Origin of the sequence: Glaciimonas sp. PAMC28666 (assembly GCF_016917355.1) — a bacterium.
GTDB lineage: Bacteria > Pseudomonadota > Gammaproteobacteria > Burkholderiales > Burkholderiaceae_D > Glaciimonas.
The window spans coordinates 3,538,873-3,555,089 of record NZ_CP070304.1 but is presented as its reverse complement, the minus strand read 5'-3'; the positions used below and the strand labels follow the sequence as shown (position 1 = coordinate 3,555,089).

Sequence of the window (16,217 nt, the reverse complement as noted above, 5' to 3'; positions counted from 1 at the left end):
AGTGTTGACGAGTCCATGCTCAAAAGTCTTTACACAAGCGCAGCGAATCGTAAATCGCAGCATGTATGTTATGCATTGAAATGCAGTCGCCCACCCGAAATAGAAGGAAGCGCCCATTACCCAATGACTCAGCCAATGCTGGCTGTGGTTCGGCCGCATACAGTTTCTGAATGTCGGTCTGCCCGTGATTGATCGATTGGGGCTTCAGCGACCAATACAGACTATCGTTGGGCATGATGCCGTTCTCGATGACGACCTGATCGACGACCCGTTCTTCCTGAATTTCGGTGTACTCATTGCGCAGCACAGCCACTTTCTTGTCACCTTCGGCATAGACACTGTCCAGCCAATAGTTAGGCGTGGGAATGATGCCTTGCGCATAGAGGCGACGATAGAAAATAGGGAAGGTGGTTCCACCGGTATCATCTGCAATCTTGACATCGGGCGTAACAATCTCAACCTGACTACCGCGACTTGCTAAAAAATCGGCAACCCCAAATCCCGCGTGGGTACTGATCCCGTCGTACACCAGCACGTTCTTGCCGGGAGCAATGCGGCCACTCAGAATATCCCACGAACTTACCGCCAAGCCATCCGCCACGCCCCAGGCTGGCACCTGTCCGATAAAGTTGCTTCCGCCGGTCGCCAGCACCACGATGTCCGGTTTTTCTGCCAATATCATGGCGTCGTCGGCGTCTACGCCAAGTCGCCGATCCACGCCGAGCCGCTTGGTTTCCATATCGAACCAACGCACAATACCGGCCATTTGTTCCCGTTGCGGCGCTTTTGCCGCCAGATTGATTTGACCTCCGACAGCCTCGCTACGCTCAAACAACACCACATCATGGCCGCGTTCACGTGCTACACGGGCGGCCTCCAGCCCTGCCGGACCTGCGCCAACCACTACCACCTTACGCTTGGGACCGCGGCTTTTGGTGATGATATGTGGCATGGTTTCTTCACGCGATGTTGCTGCGTTTTGAATGCAGAGGACATCGAGACCGTTATATTGTCGATCGATACAATAATTGGCACCGACACACTGTTTGATCTCATCTTCGCGACCATCGCGGATCTTGATCACCATGTGGGGATCGGCTATCTGGCCCCGAGTCATGCCGACCAGATCGACCATACCGTTCGCCAGGATGCGCTCGGCCTGCCCGGCATCGCGAATGCTTTGCGCGTGCATCACTGGCACTTTCGACACGCTTTTGATACCTGCCGCCAAATGCACAAAAGGCTCTGGCGGCAGTGCCATTGGGGGCATGCAATTGACCAGGGTGTTATGCGTATCCGCCCCTGAGCCTACTACGCTGAGGAAGTCAATCAGGCCGGTTTCCGACATTGCTTTGGCGATTAATTTGGCGGTATCGTGATCGATCCCATCTTCATGAAATTCATCGCCACACATCCGCATACCGACGCAAAAATCCGGACCAACTTCTGCGCGCACCGCAGTCAGCACTTCTACTCCGAACCGCATCCGATTTTCCAGACTGCCGCCGTATTCGTCGGTCCGCTGATTAACTCGGGGGCTCCAGAACTGATCGATCAGTTGCTGATGTGCGGCCGAAATTTCTATCCCATCCATGCCTGCGGCCTTGACGCGTCTGGCGGCAGCGGCAAAGTCGGCAATAACGCGACGAATCTCTTCAATCTCAATAATTTTGGCGTTGCCGCGATGCACCGGCTCACGGATTCCGGAGGGCGTCAACAAATGCGGCCAGTTCTCGCCGTGCCAGGAGCTGCGGCGTCCCATATGCGTAGCCTGAATCATGATCCTGGCACCATGTCGATGCATCGTTTCAGTCAATCGCGCCAACGGTTCGATGACTTTGTCAGTGGTCAGATTGACCGACTTCCACCACCCTTGCGGACTGTCAATCGACACCACGCTGGAACCGCCACAAATTGCCAGACCCAGACCACCTTTAGCTTTTTCTTCGTAATAGCGAATATAGCGTTCACCCGGTAATCCGCCAGCATCCGCATACACTTCGGCATGTGCGGTGCTGACCACGCGATTGCGTAGCGTTACCTGGTTTAATGTCAGTGGAGAAAAGAGATGTGGGTAACGCATGATGAATGTTCAAACTCCAAAAGGACTGATGGACAGGTATAACTCTGAGCGACCGCTACTTAAGCTACCTGAGCTAATTAAGCTAATTAAGCTAACTAAGCCACCTGCGCTTGTCAGGATGGCAAAGGCGTTACGGTGAACTCACAGTGCGCATGACCTTCGCCGGCACATTGCGTTTCAATACAGGTTGATTTTATTTTCTGACCGGTAGTGTCCGATACCCAATCCATTGCACCCGAAAACCAACCTGCAAACATGTAGCAAAGTTTGCCTTCTGCATCTGGTTGTTGCAGAACGAATGATGAATTGACCAGCTTGATTTTTGCCGAGGCGGCAGGTGCATTCACCTCAGAAAAACTGAACAAACCCCAGCCGCGTTGCGACAGGCGATTGAGATAATGTTGATATACTTCCAGTCCACTCATGCCGTGCTGTCCGGCTTCTTTTTCGCACCAGAAGTAGGCCGATTTGTAACCTGCGTCATACAGAATCTGTGCATACTTTTCCCGTCCCAACGCAGCTTCTACGGCGCTATGATTATTTGTAAAAAAGTGGCGCGGAACATAAAGCATCGGCAAGCTATCGGTGGTCCACACGCCGGTCTCTGCATCGACTTCTATCGGTAGCTGGGGTTTCATTTTCCGTTTTCCTTCATCAATATGAATTCATATGTAACGTGCTTAAAAGACGTTTACGGTGCGATCAAGCGGACCAGACATCGTCAAAAACACGCATCCAGTTTTCGCCCAGAACCTTGCGGATTCGGCCTTCTTTCCAACCTGCGCGTTCCATCGCGACAGTCAGGTTCGGAAAGTCGCCGATGGTACGAAAACCTTCAGGATTGGTGACCGTGCCGAAATCCGTCAGACGACGATGACGACCTTTATCGTGCGTCAGCCATTCAAAGAAAGGCTTGCCATATCCTTGGGTAAAATCAGTGCCAATGCCGACGCAATCGTCACCCACCAGATTGATTACATAGTCGAATGCTTCGACGTAATCGTCGACGTTTGCATTACTGCCGCGCTTGAGAAATGGCGGAAACATGGTGACGCCGATAAAGCCGTTGTGATCGGCAATAAATTTCAATTGCTCATCGCTCTTGTTGCGTGGATGTTCCTTGAGACCGGACGGCAAACAGTGGGAATAGCACACTGGTTTGCTGGAAGCCAGGATTGCTTCGGTGGAGGTGTTGCCGCCTACGTGGGAAAGGTCGACCATGATACCGACCCGATTCATTTCGGCGATAACTTCGCGGCCAAAGCCAGACAAACCACCATCGCGTTCATAGCAACCGGTACCAACCATGTTTTGAGTGTTGTAGCAGAGTTGAACCACCCGCACGCCCAACTCGGCAAACACCTCGATGTAGCCTAGATTATCTTCAAATGCATGGGCATTCTGAAACCCAAGAATCACGCCTGTGCGCCCTTCTTTTTTGGCGCGAGTTATATCGTCGACGCCGCGCACCAATGTAAGCAGGTCAGAGTTGGCGCGGATCAGGTTTTTCATATCTACAATGTTGCCGACTGTGCCTTGAAAATTCTCCCATACCGAGACGGTGCAATTGACGGCGCTGAGGCCCCCTTTTTTCATATCTTCAAAAACTGGCCGTTCCCATTTTGAAATGTTCAGACCGTCGATGACCAGACTTTGTTGGTGTAATGCATTCATGGCGTGCTCCGCTTGATGACCCGAAAATGAGAGGAAATTCTTGCTTCACATTGATTTTTAGGTGGCGACTGAACAGTCGTCGAACCGCCACAAAAATTCAGTAAATCGGAAACCGTTTGCACATCGACAGAACACGGCATCGGACGCTTAGTTCCGTCTCGGAGCACCCTTCTGGTTTGCGGGCCAAGCCGTCCAATACTTCCACGATCAAACCACCGATGGTACGGAACTCTTCGATGCCAAAGCCACGCGCAGTGCCAGCGGGCGTACCCAAACGGATGCCGGACGTTATCGTCGGTTTCTCGGTATCAAAGGGAATGCCGTTCTTGTTACAGGTAATGCCTGCACGTTCAAGGGCATGCTCGACGTCGGTTCCCTTTAATCCTTTGGGCCGCAAATCGACCAGCAGCAAATGATTTTCGGTACCGCCAGTCACCAGATCAACACCACCCCTTTTTAGCACTTCTCCCAGTGCGCTGGCATTGGCAACAACGTTACTGATGTATTGTTTGAATTCCGGTTGCAAAGCTTCGCCGAATGCCACCGCTTTACCGGCAATGACGTGCATCAAAGGGCCGCCTTGCAATCCTGGAAACACCGCGGAGTTAATTTTTTTGGCGATATCTTCATGATTAGTCAAAATGAAGCCGCCCCGTGGACCGCGCAAGGTTTTGTGCGTAGTTGAGGTGACCACATGCGCATGCGCAATCGGATTGGGATGATGACCGGTAACAACCAGCCCTGCTATATGGGCCATGTCCACCATCAATAACGCGCCGACGCTATCAGCTATGGCGCGAAAACGCGCAAAGTCGAGCTGGCGCGGATAGGCAGAATAACCCGCAATGATCAGGCGCGGCTGATGTTCTTTCGCCAGTGCTTCAACCTGATCGTAATCGATCAACATGGTATCCGGACGAACACCATATTGGACTGCATTAAACCATTTTCCCGACATGGCCGGACGTGCGCCATGCGTCAAATGGCCACCGGCATCGAGTGACATGCCGAGCACTGTATCGCCCGGTTTAACCAATGCCAGCATTACTGCGCCGTTTGCCTGCGCTCCGGAATGGGGTTGGACATTTGCATAGCTGGCCCCAAACAGTTGCTTGACCCTCTCCAGCGCCAGCACCTCAATCTGATCGACGAACTCGCAGCCACCGTAATAGCGTTTCCCCGGGTAACCTTCTGCATACTTATTGGTTAATACCGACCCTTGCGCCTCCAGCACAGCACGCGACACAATGTTTTCGGAAGCGATCATTTCGATCTGATCTTGCTGACGCTCGAGCTCAAGCGCAATGGCATTCATTACAGGCGCATCACGCTCGGAGAGGGACTGCGAAAAAAAAGAATTGATAGAGGTCATGAATTCAGGTCCGGTATAGGCAAGCAATTAAAAAATGCACGAAGATTTAACGTCTCGGAGAGGGCTAATCTGAACTCTCTCTGTTGACAACATCTTGTCCTAAGCCAAGCCGTGCTATTTCCTAAAGCGGACGGGAACCTTTCAAATTACGACAACGCCGTCACTTTTTGGCAAGTCGTGGAAGGACGGTTAAAAGGCCGGTTTGAGGTAACTGCTCAAGGTAAGCTATTAAAAATTGCGTTGTACACTCTGAAAACGCCAGCCTTTTTTTGCAGTCCCACCTGACCTTGTTGCGTTTACGTGAAGTCAAATTCACCGGAAAATTTCATTAAGTCTATGAATCTAAAGAATAATGGTGACAATTCTTTAAATTGTGCGTGAGTAGACCGATTTGCCGTGACGTTGTCGTGAAATTTGCCGAGGGCGCCGTCCAATGCGCATCGCGCCTCATAGGGCGTGGCCGACCTTCCTCAGCGCTTTAACCGGCCGAGATTAAGATGGCGGATGGAAAGTGTAATCTACGGCGGTTCGAAACAGCCGGATTGTTAAGGGGACGATCTGGAGTGCCACGCATGGCGACACCACATTTTGGGACTACTTTCCTATCGCCACATGAATCAAAAACTCAGCACCCAATTTCATCCAATCTCGGTATTGATAACGCCGTCTGGCTCAAGATAGTGTTGGATACGTTACTTACGTTCCCACCAAGCAAAATAATGCCCACTCCGTACTGCCTGTTCACGCCGCAATACTAGTTTTAGAATGCGACGCAACTGCCCGCTTACCCCTTTTGGGCTAGTCGGAGGGTATGTTAACATCGCCGGCGTGGACGGAAACGACACCAGGAATCGTAGATAATCTATCCGCCAGTTTCGAGACCAATTTGACGCCTTGTACCTCCAGGACCACGGTCGCGATCCGCTTGGCTTGCGCACCTGTTAAGGCGGGCCCGACATCTGGTGCCGGCAGCATTCCTTTCCCATCGGCAGCCGGTGGGTCTGCTGAGTCGAGCGAGTCGCTCGGTCGTTCGACCTTGAGGCGGCTGACTGAAAAGTCGTGCTGGGTACAAGCCAGCAGCACGTCCCGCAGGACATCCCGACCATCCTCGTAGGATATTTGAAGCACCGACGGTGCCCAGCGCGATTTTGGCAGCCGCAGTGCTATGTGCGGGAAAGTGAAGACGACGACGAAGTGGGCCGCCGTCGCCAGCACGGCAAGAATGGGAAGACCGGCTCCGCAGGCCATGCCGACGGACGCCGTCAGCCAAACGATGGCCGCAGTGGTCAGGCCCCGCACGCTGTCACGGCGCACGAAAATCAAGCCGCCGCCAATGAACCCGATGCCCGAGACGACTTGGGCGGCGACGCGCGAAGGATCGACAACCACAAGTCCCGTCGAGAGGACGTCAGTGAAGCCATATTTAGAAATGAGCATAATCAACGCGGCGCCAAGGCCGACCAGCGTATGCGTTCGCAGCCCGGCGCTCTTCTGCCGCATTTCCCGCTCCATACCGATGAGCGCGGACAGAACGAAGGCCAGGCCCAACTCGCCGATCTGCAGCCACCCCTGCCCTGCTATCTCACCGAAGCCCATTCTTTCTCCAATGCCAACCCATCATTTCCCAAATTGTACCTGAGAACCTAACCCCATGAATCCGCCTCACATGCGCTGTTTTCGTTCAGCACGGTAAGCTGCCACCATCGTTAAACTGCACTGTCAGCACCATGAATAAACTATCGGCGCTTTCAAACGGAAGCGTCACTCCCGACAAGAACTGGTGGCAACAGAACGCGCTACCGTCCCGCATATCGGTTGACTAATACCGCACAGCGCATCATCTTTAACTGAGGTACGGGAAATGGTTCCGGGCGGTGCTGCATGCGCATCAATTGGGAATGCAATTGCCGCACCAAGCTAATATAATTTTTTGTTGTGGTGCAGACCAACATCCTCGTCTTCACCAAATGTGCACGTTCTTCGCTCGAAATTGGATCATCCACGCGCTGAAAGGGAGCGTAATGAAGACGCATTTACAAAAACACAAACGTTATTTTTTTAAAACATTCTTACTCTATCGATGACCTTTCCTGAGGCGACGGCAAAAAAATTGTTGTAATTCACCAAGCTCCGGAACGCAAATATTGACGGCGGAGCAACTCGCCTCACCGCCTAAAGATTATCGCAGCACACAGAAGCAGCCCAAAATCTTGCGCCCCCTAATGGCATGCTTATTGCACCGCACAACCGAAAGCATTTGTTTTTTTTAGTCAATCGACGGTACATTGACCGTCGCTGAGGTTTGCCAACGGAGTCGGTCATGTCTAAAAGTGAAATTTCGTCTTTCTCGCACTTTGCTTTTCTTCCGCTTTATAACTTTACGATGATTGCTTTCTCTAATGCGATCGAAGTATTAAGAATGGCCAACTATCTGGAAGGTAAAGCACTTTATCGCTGGTCTGTGATTACGCCGGAAGGTGGAATGGTATGTGCCAGTAATGGGCTATCTGTAAAATCCGGCCGTCCTGATCCGGCAGACATTCCCGACGTCGTTTTTGTTTGCGGCGGCACCGAGATCGAGACAGCAATTCATTCGGATGCCTTAGTACTCATGCAAAGCTTCGCCAATCAAGGCGTCGCAATGGGCAGTTTGTGCACCGGCACCTTCGCCTTGGCTAAAGCAGGCTTGCTGGATGGCTACGTCTGCGCCACGCATTGGGAAAACATGTCGGCTCTGCGTCGCACATTTCCATCAGTTTCTTTTTCGCGAGATCTGTTCGTGATTGACCGGGATCGCCTGACTTGTACCGGTGGCATCGCGCCACTGGATATGATGCTCAATCTGATCTCACGTCAGGTGGGAAAGACGACTATTGCGGCTATCGCCGATCAGTTTATTCTCGAACATGTGCGCGATGACAAGGACCAGCAACGCGTGCCCTTAACGGTGCGGATGAATTCGGCACGGCCTGCCATGGTGGAAGTCGTGTCGCTAATGGAAGCAAATATCGAAGAACCGTTGTCGCTCGAGGACCTGGCGCAACTGTCCAACTCATCGCCGCGACAGCTTCAGCGTATGTTTAAGGAGCATATGGGAATGTCGCCAACGCATTACTACCTGACGCTGCGTTTACGCAAGGCACGTGAATTATTACGCCAAACCGACATGTCAATTCTTAGTATTACGATGGCATGCGGTTTTCAGTCAGCATGCCATTTTAGCAAAACTTATCGCGAGGTGTTCAATGTTGCACCGAGCTCTGAACGGCGCAAACAAGCCTCGGTCTCTATCTCACTGCCTTTATTAAGCCAGACAGCAGCGGCCCAATGTGAACCAGCGGGGTACGTAGCTTAGAGACCAAAGCCTGGTGCTGGCGAGGCGTGCCGTAGGAACTGAAAAACCTACCGCCGCCTATAAGATCATTCTACTTTTTTGGTTGCCCGGCCAAACGACTTTTAGAAACTCTAAATTATGGCTCAGGCCTGCACTTCTGCAGGCCTTCTCGATTTTGGCGCGAAAATCAGACCGGCTTATGAAAGTTATCCCTGAGAGGACTTCGCCCACAAATTGATACCGCCTTCTTGCGCCTGCACATCAATCGCGGCCAGCTCCTGGCTGGAAAAATCCAGACGTTGCAATGCAGCGACATTTTCGATAATCTGCGCCGGACTACTGGCTCCAATCAAGGTGGTAGTCACACGCGGATCACGTAAAACCCAAGCTAACGCCATCTGCGCCAGACTTTGTCCACGGGCTATCGCGATTGCGTTTAACGCTCCGACACGCTCCAGATTTTCCGGACTTAAATGCGCTTTTTGCAGCGATCCGCCGCCGGCCTGATTAACTCGCGCATCGTCCGGAATACCATTCAGATACTTATCGGTGAGCAAGCCCTGCGCCAATGCTGTAAAGGTGATGCAACCCATGCCCTCCGCTTCCAGGGCATCCAGCAAACCTTTCTCAATCCATCGATTGAACATGTTGTAAGAAGGCTGATGAATCAGGCACGGCACCTTCCATTCACGTAATAAGGCTGCTGCTTCACGGGTTTTTTCGGGAGAGTATGACGACACGCCGACATACAAGGCTTTGCCTTGTTGCACGGCTGTCGCTAACGCGCTCATGGTTTCTTCCAGTGGCGTTTCTGGATCAAAGCGGTGCGAATAAAAGATATCCACATAATCCAGACCCAGCCGTTGCAAACTCTGATCGAGGCTGGCCAACACGTATTTGCGCGAGCCGCCGCCCTGTCCATAAGGACCAGGCCACATGTCCCAACCGGCTTTGGTGGAAATAATCAGTTCATCTCGATAGGGCTTTAAATCTTCCTTGAGGATGCGACCGAAATTGGTTTCTGCGCTGCCATACGGAGGCCCGTAATTATTCGCCAGATCAAAATGGGTAATCCCGTGATCAAACGCGGTGTGAACCAGTTCGCGTTGACGCGCCAGTGTCGTAGTGTCGCCAAAGTTGTGCCACAAACCAAGGGATAACAATGGAAGTTTAAGTCCACTGCGACCGCAGAAGCGATACTGCATCTGTTCATAGCGTTTGGTGGATGCGTGATAAGTCATGCTGTAAATATCCTTGTTTTAGTTATAACTTTTGAACAAATAGTGATTGGGTGACGTGCAATCGCCATGTCAAATCAAGCCAACGCGACCGGAATGGGCCGTTAAAGCAAGGGACTTATGGCTACAGGCCCCGTTAATGTGACTGACTTATCCAGGCGTTGTTCCCGCCAAGCTATTTCAAAAAATGTTGCACATACAGATGCAATATATAATCCGAACGCGTTTTGCAGTATTTTGGCAAGAAATGTGTCTCAATAAAATTATTGAGAATTGTATCAATTTAGTTCCTGTACCACAGGATTTGCAACCGAAAGTAACTTAGCTTGGTAATAGTTCAAAGGCGGAATTATGATTAAGTACTAAGCAAATGGTGAGAGACATCATGAAAAAATTCATTTTATTGGCATTAACAGCGTTGAGCTTGCTAGCGGCAAGTAGCGCGAGTTACGCTTGGGGTCGAGGCGGCTATTATGGTCACGGGGGATTTTACGGTCCGAGCGTCGGAATCAGTATTGGCGATCCTTATTATTATGGCCCACCGCCGGTTTATTACGCTCCGCCTCCGGTTTATTATGCGCCGCAACCGGTGTATATCGAGCCGCAACAACAAACGTATGTTGAGCGCAACGATAATGTCGCCAACGGACAGGATTTCAGATATTACTGCTCGAATCCGGTTGGTTACTATCCGCAGGTCGGACGTTGCCCTAAAGGCTGGTTAAAGGTCGTTCCCGACAACTCTCAACCAAGATAAACTCAAGATAAATAAAAGGGTGTCACTGTGAACAAACCATTTCTAAACAATCCAAAAAAGATCCTCGCTGCCGCGGCCGTGTTGATGCTGGGTGGTTGTGTTGGCGTGCCGACCGGACCTAACGTGATGGCGATGCCGGGCGCTGGTAAAAGTTACGACCAGTTCCGTAACGATGACAACGATTGTCATCGCTCTGCACAGGACCGTGTAGGCCCGGGAGCTGGGCAGGCTACAGCCGATAATGCGACTGGCACTGCGGTGGCGGGTACGTTGATCGGTGCCACGGTCGGCGCGTTAATCGGCGCGGCGAGTGGTCGTGCGGGTGCGGGTGCTGCGATTGGTGCCGGTGGTGGGTTGTTGGTCGGCAGCTCCGCGGCGAGTAACAATGCTGATCGTAGTGGTGCTGGCATACAGCGCCAATATAACAATGTGTACACGCAGTGTATGTATGCGAAGGGTAACCGGGTTCCGGTGCCGGCAGGCTATGATGATAATCGTCGCCCTCGCTATGCGCCTGCGCCGCCGCCTGATTATTATGCTCCGCAGCAACGTGGCTATAACACCCCGCCGGATTATGTGCCTTATTGATTTGGGTTGAGTTATTGGCACGTGTAAGGAATGTTTTAAAAAAAGTCTGCTTCTGAATTTGGAGGCGGGCTTTTTTTTGCGCGCGGTCCCGACTTTGGTGTCTTTTTCTTGAATGGCGTGTTTTGCGTGGCTTCAATTACGGCTAACGTCCATTTCTAATTAACACGGCTATTGCTCCGTGGCGCTACCCCCGACAAGCCTCCACGGAGCAGTAACCTTATTAATTAAAGATGAACGTAATTAACCGTCGCCCCCCCACCCGCGTCTAGAGAGTCCAAACCGTATTAACCAACGACGACCTAAAATCCCCGCCTATTACCCATTACCCGGCAACTTCAAAACCACCTCCAAACCACCCTCCAAATGATTCCGCAACACCAACTTCCCCCGATGGTTCTCAGCAATATTCCGCGCAATCGTCAACCCTAACCCCGTCCCTCCAGTATCCCGCGAACGAGACGTTTCAAGACGGAAAAACGGTTCAAATACCGCAGCCAGTTGATCTTCAGGAATACCCGCACCGCCATCCCGCACCGTAATAACGATATAACACTGATCACCCACGCCTTCACGGGTAATTTCCAAACGTGCAAACCGTCCGTACTTCACCGCGTTGTCAACCAGATTGGTCAGGCAGCGACGCAAGGCATTAGGCTGCGCCATAATCGACGCGCGCGTCTGCCCGCTCAACGTCACATCCTGACCCGCATCGGCGGCATCGGCACATACACTATCGAGCAGCGAATCAATGTCTAGCAATTGCATTGCTTCAGCCGAATCCATGCTGCGTGCCAAGTCCAGGCCCTCGCGCACCATACCTTGCATAACAGCCAAATCCTCAATTAATTTATGGCGTAAATCAAGATCACTAACTTTTTCAAACCTCAGCCGCAATCGCGTCAACGGCGTTTGCAAATCATGCGTGATCGCCGCCAGCATATGGGTGCGATGCTGAATTTGGCGTTTGATCCTTGCCTGCATTGCGTTGAATGCATTTGCCGCTTGCCGGATTTCCGTTGGCCCGGCTGCCGTTAAAGGCGGACGATCAATGTCACGGCCCAACGCGGACGCCGCTTCAGCCAGCCGTCTAATCGGACGTGCCGTCATCTTTGCGACGATGTAGGCAAGTAATCCGATCAACACCAGGAATAAGGCGAAATACGGCGACAAGGAGGGCAAACCTGGCGGGCGACCGCGCAATCCTCCAGGATCGCGCATCATCCGTAGCTTCAATTTGAGTAACGAGCCGTCCAATAAGCTGACATATATAACCTGACACTCGTCAAACCGTGGGCGCTCGCGCTGGGGCGGGCTACCGGGAGGTCCGGGTCGATCGAGGCGCCAGTTGCACCCGATCTGCTTGGATACAACAATCTGGCGATTCGTCCCCAGACGCTTTGTTAACAAGGCCGCAAGGGAGGCATTTTCAGGGACCACATTTTCGGTATCCTTCGCCAGACTTGCTTCCAATCCAAAGTTTTCACTCGCTTGCAGCACCGTCTCCCGCATATCGGGGCTAACACCATCGAGCGACAACACAATCTGCTCTACCCTTTCGGCAATCCGAAAATCATACAGCTCACGGAATGCGTTTCGGCGTTCGTTATCGGCCAACCAACTGGTGGTGCCAGCAGCCACCAAAACACCCGCCAGCAAAATCAAAAATACCCGATTTGCGACAGAATCAAAGAACCGCTTCACGAATCGACCGAGACCGAAGTCGCCAGAACGTACCCTTCGTTCCGCACCGTTTTAATGATACTCGGCGTGCGGGCATCGTCGCCCAGTTTTTGGCGCAAACGGCTGATTTGAATATCGACCGAACGATCAAACGGATCGGCTTCGCGGCCCTGCGTCAGCTCCAGTAATTGGTCGCGGTTGAGAATACGGTTCGGATGATCGAGAAAAACTTTCAAAATCCGGTACTCCGCTCCCGACAACGCGACTACCACGCCGTCACGATTCACCAGATGGCGGGCGATCAGGTCTAGCGTCAGACCGGCAAACTGAATTTGCTGCGCTTCCGGGGTTGCCATATTTGGCGGCAGCGCCTGGGTTCGGCGCAACACGCTGCGGATGCGGGCAAACAGTTCGCGCGGTTCAAATGGCTTGGATAAATAATCGTCGGCACCCATCTCAAGTCCGAGAATCCGATCAAGCGGTTCGCCGCGGGCAGTCAACATAATCACGGGAATCCCGAAATGCGTCGGATGCGCCCGTAAGGTGCGGCAAAGCGTTAATCCGTCTTCACCGGGCAAGGTGAGATCGAGCACGATCAGATCAACGCGTGCCTCCTCCAATACCCGGCGCATTTCCGCACCGTTGTTGGCTGTTGATGTACGCAAACCGTTGGCATCGAGATATTCGGCCAGCAAGGTACGGATTTCGCGGTCGTCATCGACCACCAATATATGAGCAGTAGTATCCATGGGCTTGATTATGGCAATTGATGAAGGCGATGGCGAAGCTAATTTTGTATATTCTCATATCCAAACCGCATCTGGATACAATGCGATACAAAGTAAAGCCCACCAAACACAGAGGGTTACAAACCAACGGCACAGCGAAAGAGTGTTGATACACGGATGCGGTTTAATAAGTTCTGTGCAGGATTACCTGCCCCAGATACTCTCCCTGAAAGGATTCATCATGGTTAAGCTTCGCAAACAACTTTTAATCGGCATCACCGCTATTGGCATTAGTGCCATGGGGATGACCGCCTTCGCACAGAACACTACTGGTGGCGCTCCTGCAGTTGAAAAAGCCATCGCGCAATCGGACAACGCGCCAATGCACCAACCGCCCACCGCAGAACAGCGCGCGAAATTTGAAGCGCGTATGGCAAAGCGTGAAGCAAAACTGCATACAGCGCTGAAAATTACGCCAGCGCAGGAAGGTGCATGGAAAACTTATATATCCCAAATGAGACCAAATCGTTCAGCCATGCCGATGCAGCGTCCAACCAAGGAAGAGTGGGCCAAACAAACAGCTCCTGAACGCATGGATCATCGCATCGAATTTATGAAAAAAATGGAAGCGCGTATGAGTGACCGTGCTGCGGCATTGAAGCAATTCTATGCAGTGTTGACGCCAGATCAACAAAAAATTCTGGATAAACATTTTATCCACGAACACCGCGGTCATCGCGGTCCATGGGGTGGACAACGCGGCATGTAAGAGTAGTCGCCAGGAAACCGTTACCAAAGGAGTGAAATCAGATAGGTGTTACATTCCTGGGCTGTGACTGTCAATATCCATTTGTACCGACTAGCGTCTTAACGTCTACCAAGGTCGCTTGATGTAAAAAGTTAATTTATTAGTATTTAAATACCCAGTCGCAACTTCCGAAAAGCCTCGCACCCACTGTACGAGGCTTTTGGACGATCGCCTGGGCTATTATGAAAATTGCCTGTGCCGAACAAACGAGATATGAAACCATTCCAATGAATACAAACGTGTTTAAATAGCCCTTTTCCGATTGTTACCAGAACCTTGCGCCCGTGACGCCCGTGACGCCCGTGACGCACTTGTCAAAACAGGCAACAACGGCAGTATGCTCACAACCTGGCGCTTTACTTAAGTTTGATTTCCTGGACTTTGTAATAGTTTGCGTGAAATATTACGCTGGTAAAATTTACTCGTTACACTGCACCAACTTACCAACGATTGACTGACTTCCGGCCCGCGATGAACACAACCCCACCACCGAATAATCAAAATCCTATGTCAACAAAACAGCCGAACACCATGGAAAATAAGCCTGACAGGTCGTTCCGACGGTGGTGGTGGCTATTGTTGATCATCGTATTGGGTGGCGCGGCATATTTTTTTTGGGGTCGTATTACCCAACCTGCCAATAGTCAAGGCGACACGACCAGTCAAAGCGGCGGCAAAGGTCGACGCGGCGGGCCTGGCGCGGGCGGCGCAAATAGCGTGATGCCGGTTGGTGTTGCCAGCGCCACGGTCTCCGATGTCCATATCTATCTTTCGGGCCTCGGTAGCGTCACCCCGGAATCCACAGCAACGGTAAAAAGTCGGGTCGATGGCCAATTGATGAAGTTGCATTTCAAAGAAGGTCAGATGGTCAAAGCGGGCGATTTGCTGGCTGAACTTGATCCTCGTCCTTACCAGGTTCTGGTCACGCAGGCAGAGGGTCAGCTGGGACATGACACTGCATTGCTGAAGGCCGCGCAAATTGACTTGAAGCGCTACCAGACACTGTTGGCCCAAGATTCGATCGCTAGTCAGTTGGTCGATACACAGGCGGCGTTGGTCAAACAATATGGCGGTACCGTTCAATCAGATCAGGGTACATTAGATAATGCCCGTTTACAGCTGCTTTATTCACGTGTGACCGCTCCGATTAGCGGTCGCCTTGGTTTGCGGCAGGTTGATCTGGGAAATATTGTGCATGCCTCGGACGCCAACGGCATCGTGATTATTACTCAGTTGCAACCAATTACCGCCATCTTTAGCGTCCCGGAAGACAATATTCCCAGCGTCATGAAACAAATTCAGGCCGGGAAAACCCTGCCAACCCAAGCGTGGGATCGCGCCCAGGCCAACAATCTGGCCAGCGGCCAATTTTTGACGATCGACAATCAGGTAGATGCCACTACAGGCACGGTCAAATTGAAGGCAGTTTTCCCCAATGCTGACTTCGCCTTATTTCCAAGCCAGTTCGTCAACGTCCGGATGCTGCTCGATACGCTATCCGGCGCGACCGTGATTCCAAGCGCAGCAATCCAGCGTGGCAGTAGCGGAAACTTTGTCTACGTCGTCAAAGCGGATAAAACGGTGACTATTCGTGCGGTAACCGTCGGCCCGGTTGAAGGACAGAATACGTCCATCGCCAAGGGAATCACTGCGGGCGAAATTGTGGTGGTTGATGGTATCGATAAACTCCGTGAAGGTGCCAAAGTGGAGCCAGTCATGCGCGGTGCGGGCGGCGCACTCGCCGATGCTCCAAACCCAGCGGCTACGCAGAAACACGGTCATCGCCATCAAGCTGGTCAGGGAGCTTCCGCCAGTGCAAGTGCAACTGCAAGCGCGGATGCGAGCGCCGATACCGCTTCCAGCACTGGCGGTGAAAAGCATAAACGGCCAGCGCAGACAACCGACCAGCCAGCCCCACAGCCAGCTAAGTAACCGTAATCTGAAATACGCAAATA

General features: G+C 52.0%; 13 protein-coding genes. 5 read left to right on the top strand and 8 right to left on the bottom strand.

Going from position 1 to position 16,217, the window contains the following annotated elements; all coding sequences use genetic code 11:
* Positions 1-19: 19 nt before the first annotated feature.
* The 5 genes from JQN73_RS15180 to JQN73_RS15160 all read right to left on the bottom strand — a co-directional run bounded on the left by JQN73_RS15180 (position 20) and on the right by JQN73_RS15160 (position 6,725).
* Positions 20-2,083, bottom strand: coding sequence for an NADH:flavin oxidoreductase (locus JQN73_RS15180; protein WP_205319696.1), 2,064 nt, complete (start codon positions 2,081-2,083; stop codon positions 20-22).
* A gap of 113 nt (positions 2,084-2,196) precedes the next feature.
* Complete coding sequence (locus JQN73_RS15175; protein ID WP_205319695.1) at positions 2,197-2,721, bottom strand: DUF5943 domain-containing protein; 525 nt, start codon at positions 2,719-2,721, stop codon at positions 2,197-2,199.
* Between the two features lie 64 nt (positions 2,722-2,785).
* Positions 2,786-3,757, bottom strand: a complete 972-nt coding sequence (locus JQN73_RS15170; RefSeq protein ID WP_205319694.1) for a dipeptidase — start codon at positions 3,755-3,757, stop codon at positions 2,786-2,788.
* A 97-nt stretch (positions 3,758-3,854) separates the two neighbouring features.
* Complete coding sequence (locus tag JQN73_RS15165) at positions 3,855-5,129, bottom strand: serine hydroxymethyltransferase (protein WP_205319693.1); 1,275 nt, start codon at positions 5,127-5,129, stop codon at positions 3,855-3,857.
* A 798-nt stretch (positions 5,130-5,927) separates the two neighbouring features.
* Positions 5,928-6,725, bottom strand: coding sequence for an MgtC/SapB family protein (locus JQN73_RS15160; RefSeq protein ID WP_205319692.1), 798 nt, complete (start codon positions 6,723-6,725; stop codon positions 5,928-5,930).
* Between the two features lie 724 nt (positions 6,726-7,449).
* Here JQN73_RS15160 and JQN73_RS15155 point away from each other — a divergent pair.
* A complete protein-coding gene (locus tag JQN73_RS15155; protein WP_205319691.1) occupies positions 7,450-8,484 on the top strand; it encodes a GlxA family transcriptional regulator in 1,035 nt (344 codons plus the stop codon).
* Positions 8,485-8,669: 185 nt separating this feature from the next.
* Here JQN73_RS15155 and mgrA read toward each other — a convergent pair whose 3' ends face one another.
* Positions 8,670-9,704, bottom strand: coding sequence for an L-glyceraldehyde 3-phosphate reductase (gene mgrA / locus JQN73_RS15150; RefSeq protein ID WP_205319690.1), 1,035 nt, complete (start codon positions 9,702-9,704; stop codon positions 8,670-8,672).
* 382 nt (positions 9,705-10,086) lie between these two features.
* On the opposite strand from mgrA, the gene JQN73_RS15145 reads away from it, so the two are divergent.
* Positions 10,087-10,458 (top strand): hypothetical protein, encoded by a 372-nt coding sequence (locus JQN73_RS15145; protein WP_205319689.1) that lies wholly within the window; start codon positions 10,087-10,089, stop codon positions 10,456-10,458.
* Positions 10,459-10,485: 27 nt separating this feature from the next.
* Complete coding sequence (locus JQN73_RS15140) at positions 10,486-11,046, top strand: glycine zipper family protein (protein WP_370551245.1); 561 nt, start codon at positions 10,486-10,488, stop codon at positions 11,044-11,046.
* Positions 11,047-11,361: 315 nt separating this feature from the next.
* Here JQN73_RS15140 and JQN73_RS15135 read toward each other — a convergent pair whose 3' ends face one another.
* On the bottom strand, positions 11,362-12,747 hold the full coding sequence (locus JQN73_RS15135) for an ATP-binding protein (RefSeq protein WP_205319688.1): 1,386 nt from the start codon (positions 12,745-12,747) through the stop codon (positions 11,362-11,364).
* Positions 12,744-13,475: a response regulator gene (locus JQN73_RS15130; protein ID WP_205319687.1), complete on the bottom strand. Its 732-nt coding sequence runs from the start codon at positions 13,473-13,475 to the stop codon at positions 12,744-12,746. Before JQN73_RS15130 ends, JQN73_RS15135 begins: the two co-directional genes overlap by 4 nt.
* Here JQN73_RS15130 and JQN73_RS15125 point away from each other — a divergent pair.
* Together JQN73_RS15125 and JQN73_RS15120 are read left to right on the top strand one after the other, a co-directional pair.
* On the top strand, positions 13,474-14,223 hold the full coding sequence (locus tag JQN73_RS15125; protein ID WP_240162284.1) for a Spy/CpxP family protein refolding chaperone: 750 nt from the start codon (positions 13,474-13,476) through the stop codon (positions 14,221-14,223). The genes JQN73_RS15130 and JQN73_RS15125 overlap by 2 nt on opposite strands.
* A 546-nt stretch (positions 14,224-14,769) precedes the next feature.
* Positions 14,770-16,194: an MdtA/MuxA family multidrug efflux RND transporter periplasmic adaptor subunit gene (locus JQN73_RS15120; RefSeq protein WP_240162283.1), complete on the top strand. Its 1,425-nt coding sequence runs from the start codon at positions 14,770-14,772 to the stop codon at positions 16,192-16,194.
* Positions 16,195-16,217 lie beyond the last annotated feature (23 nt).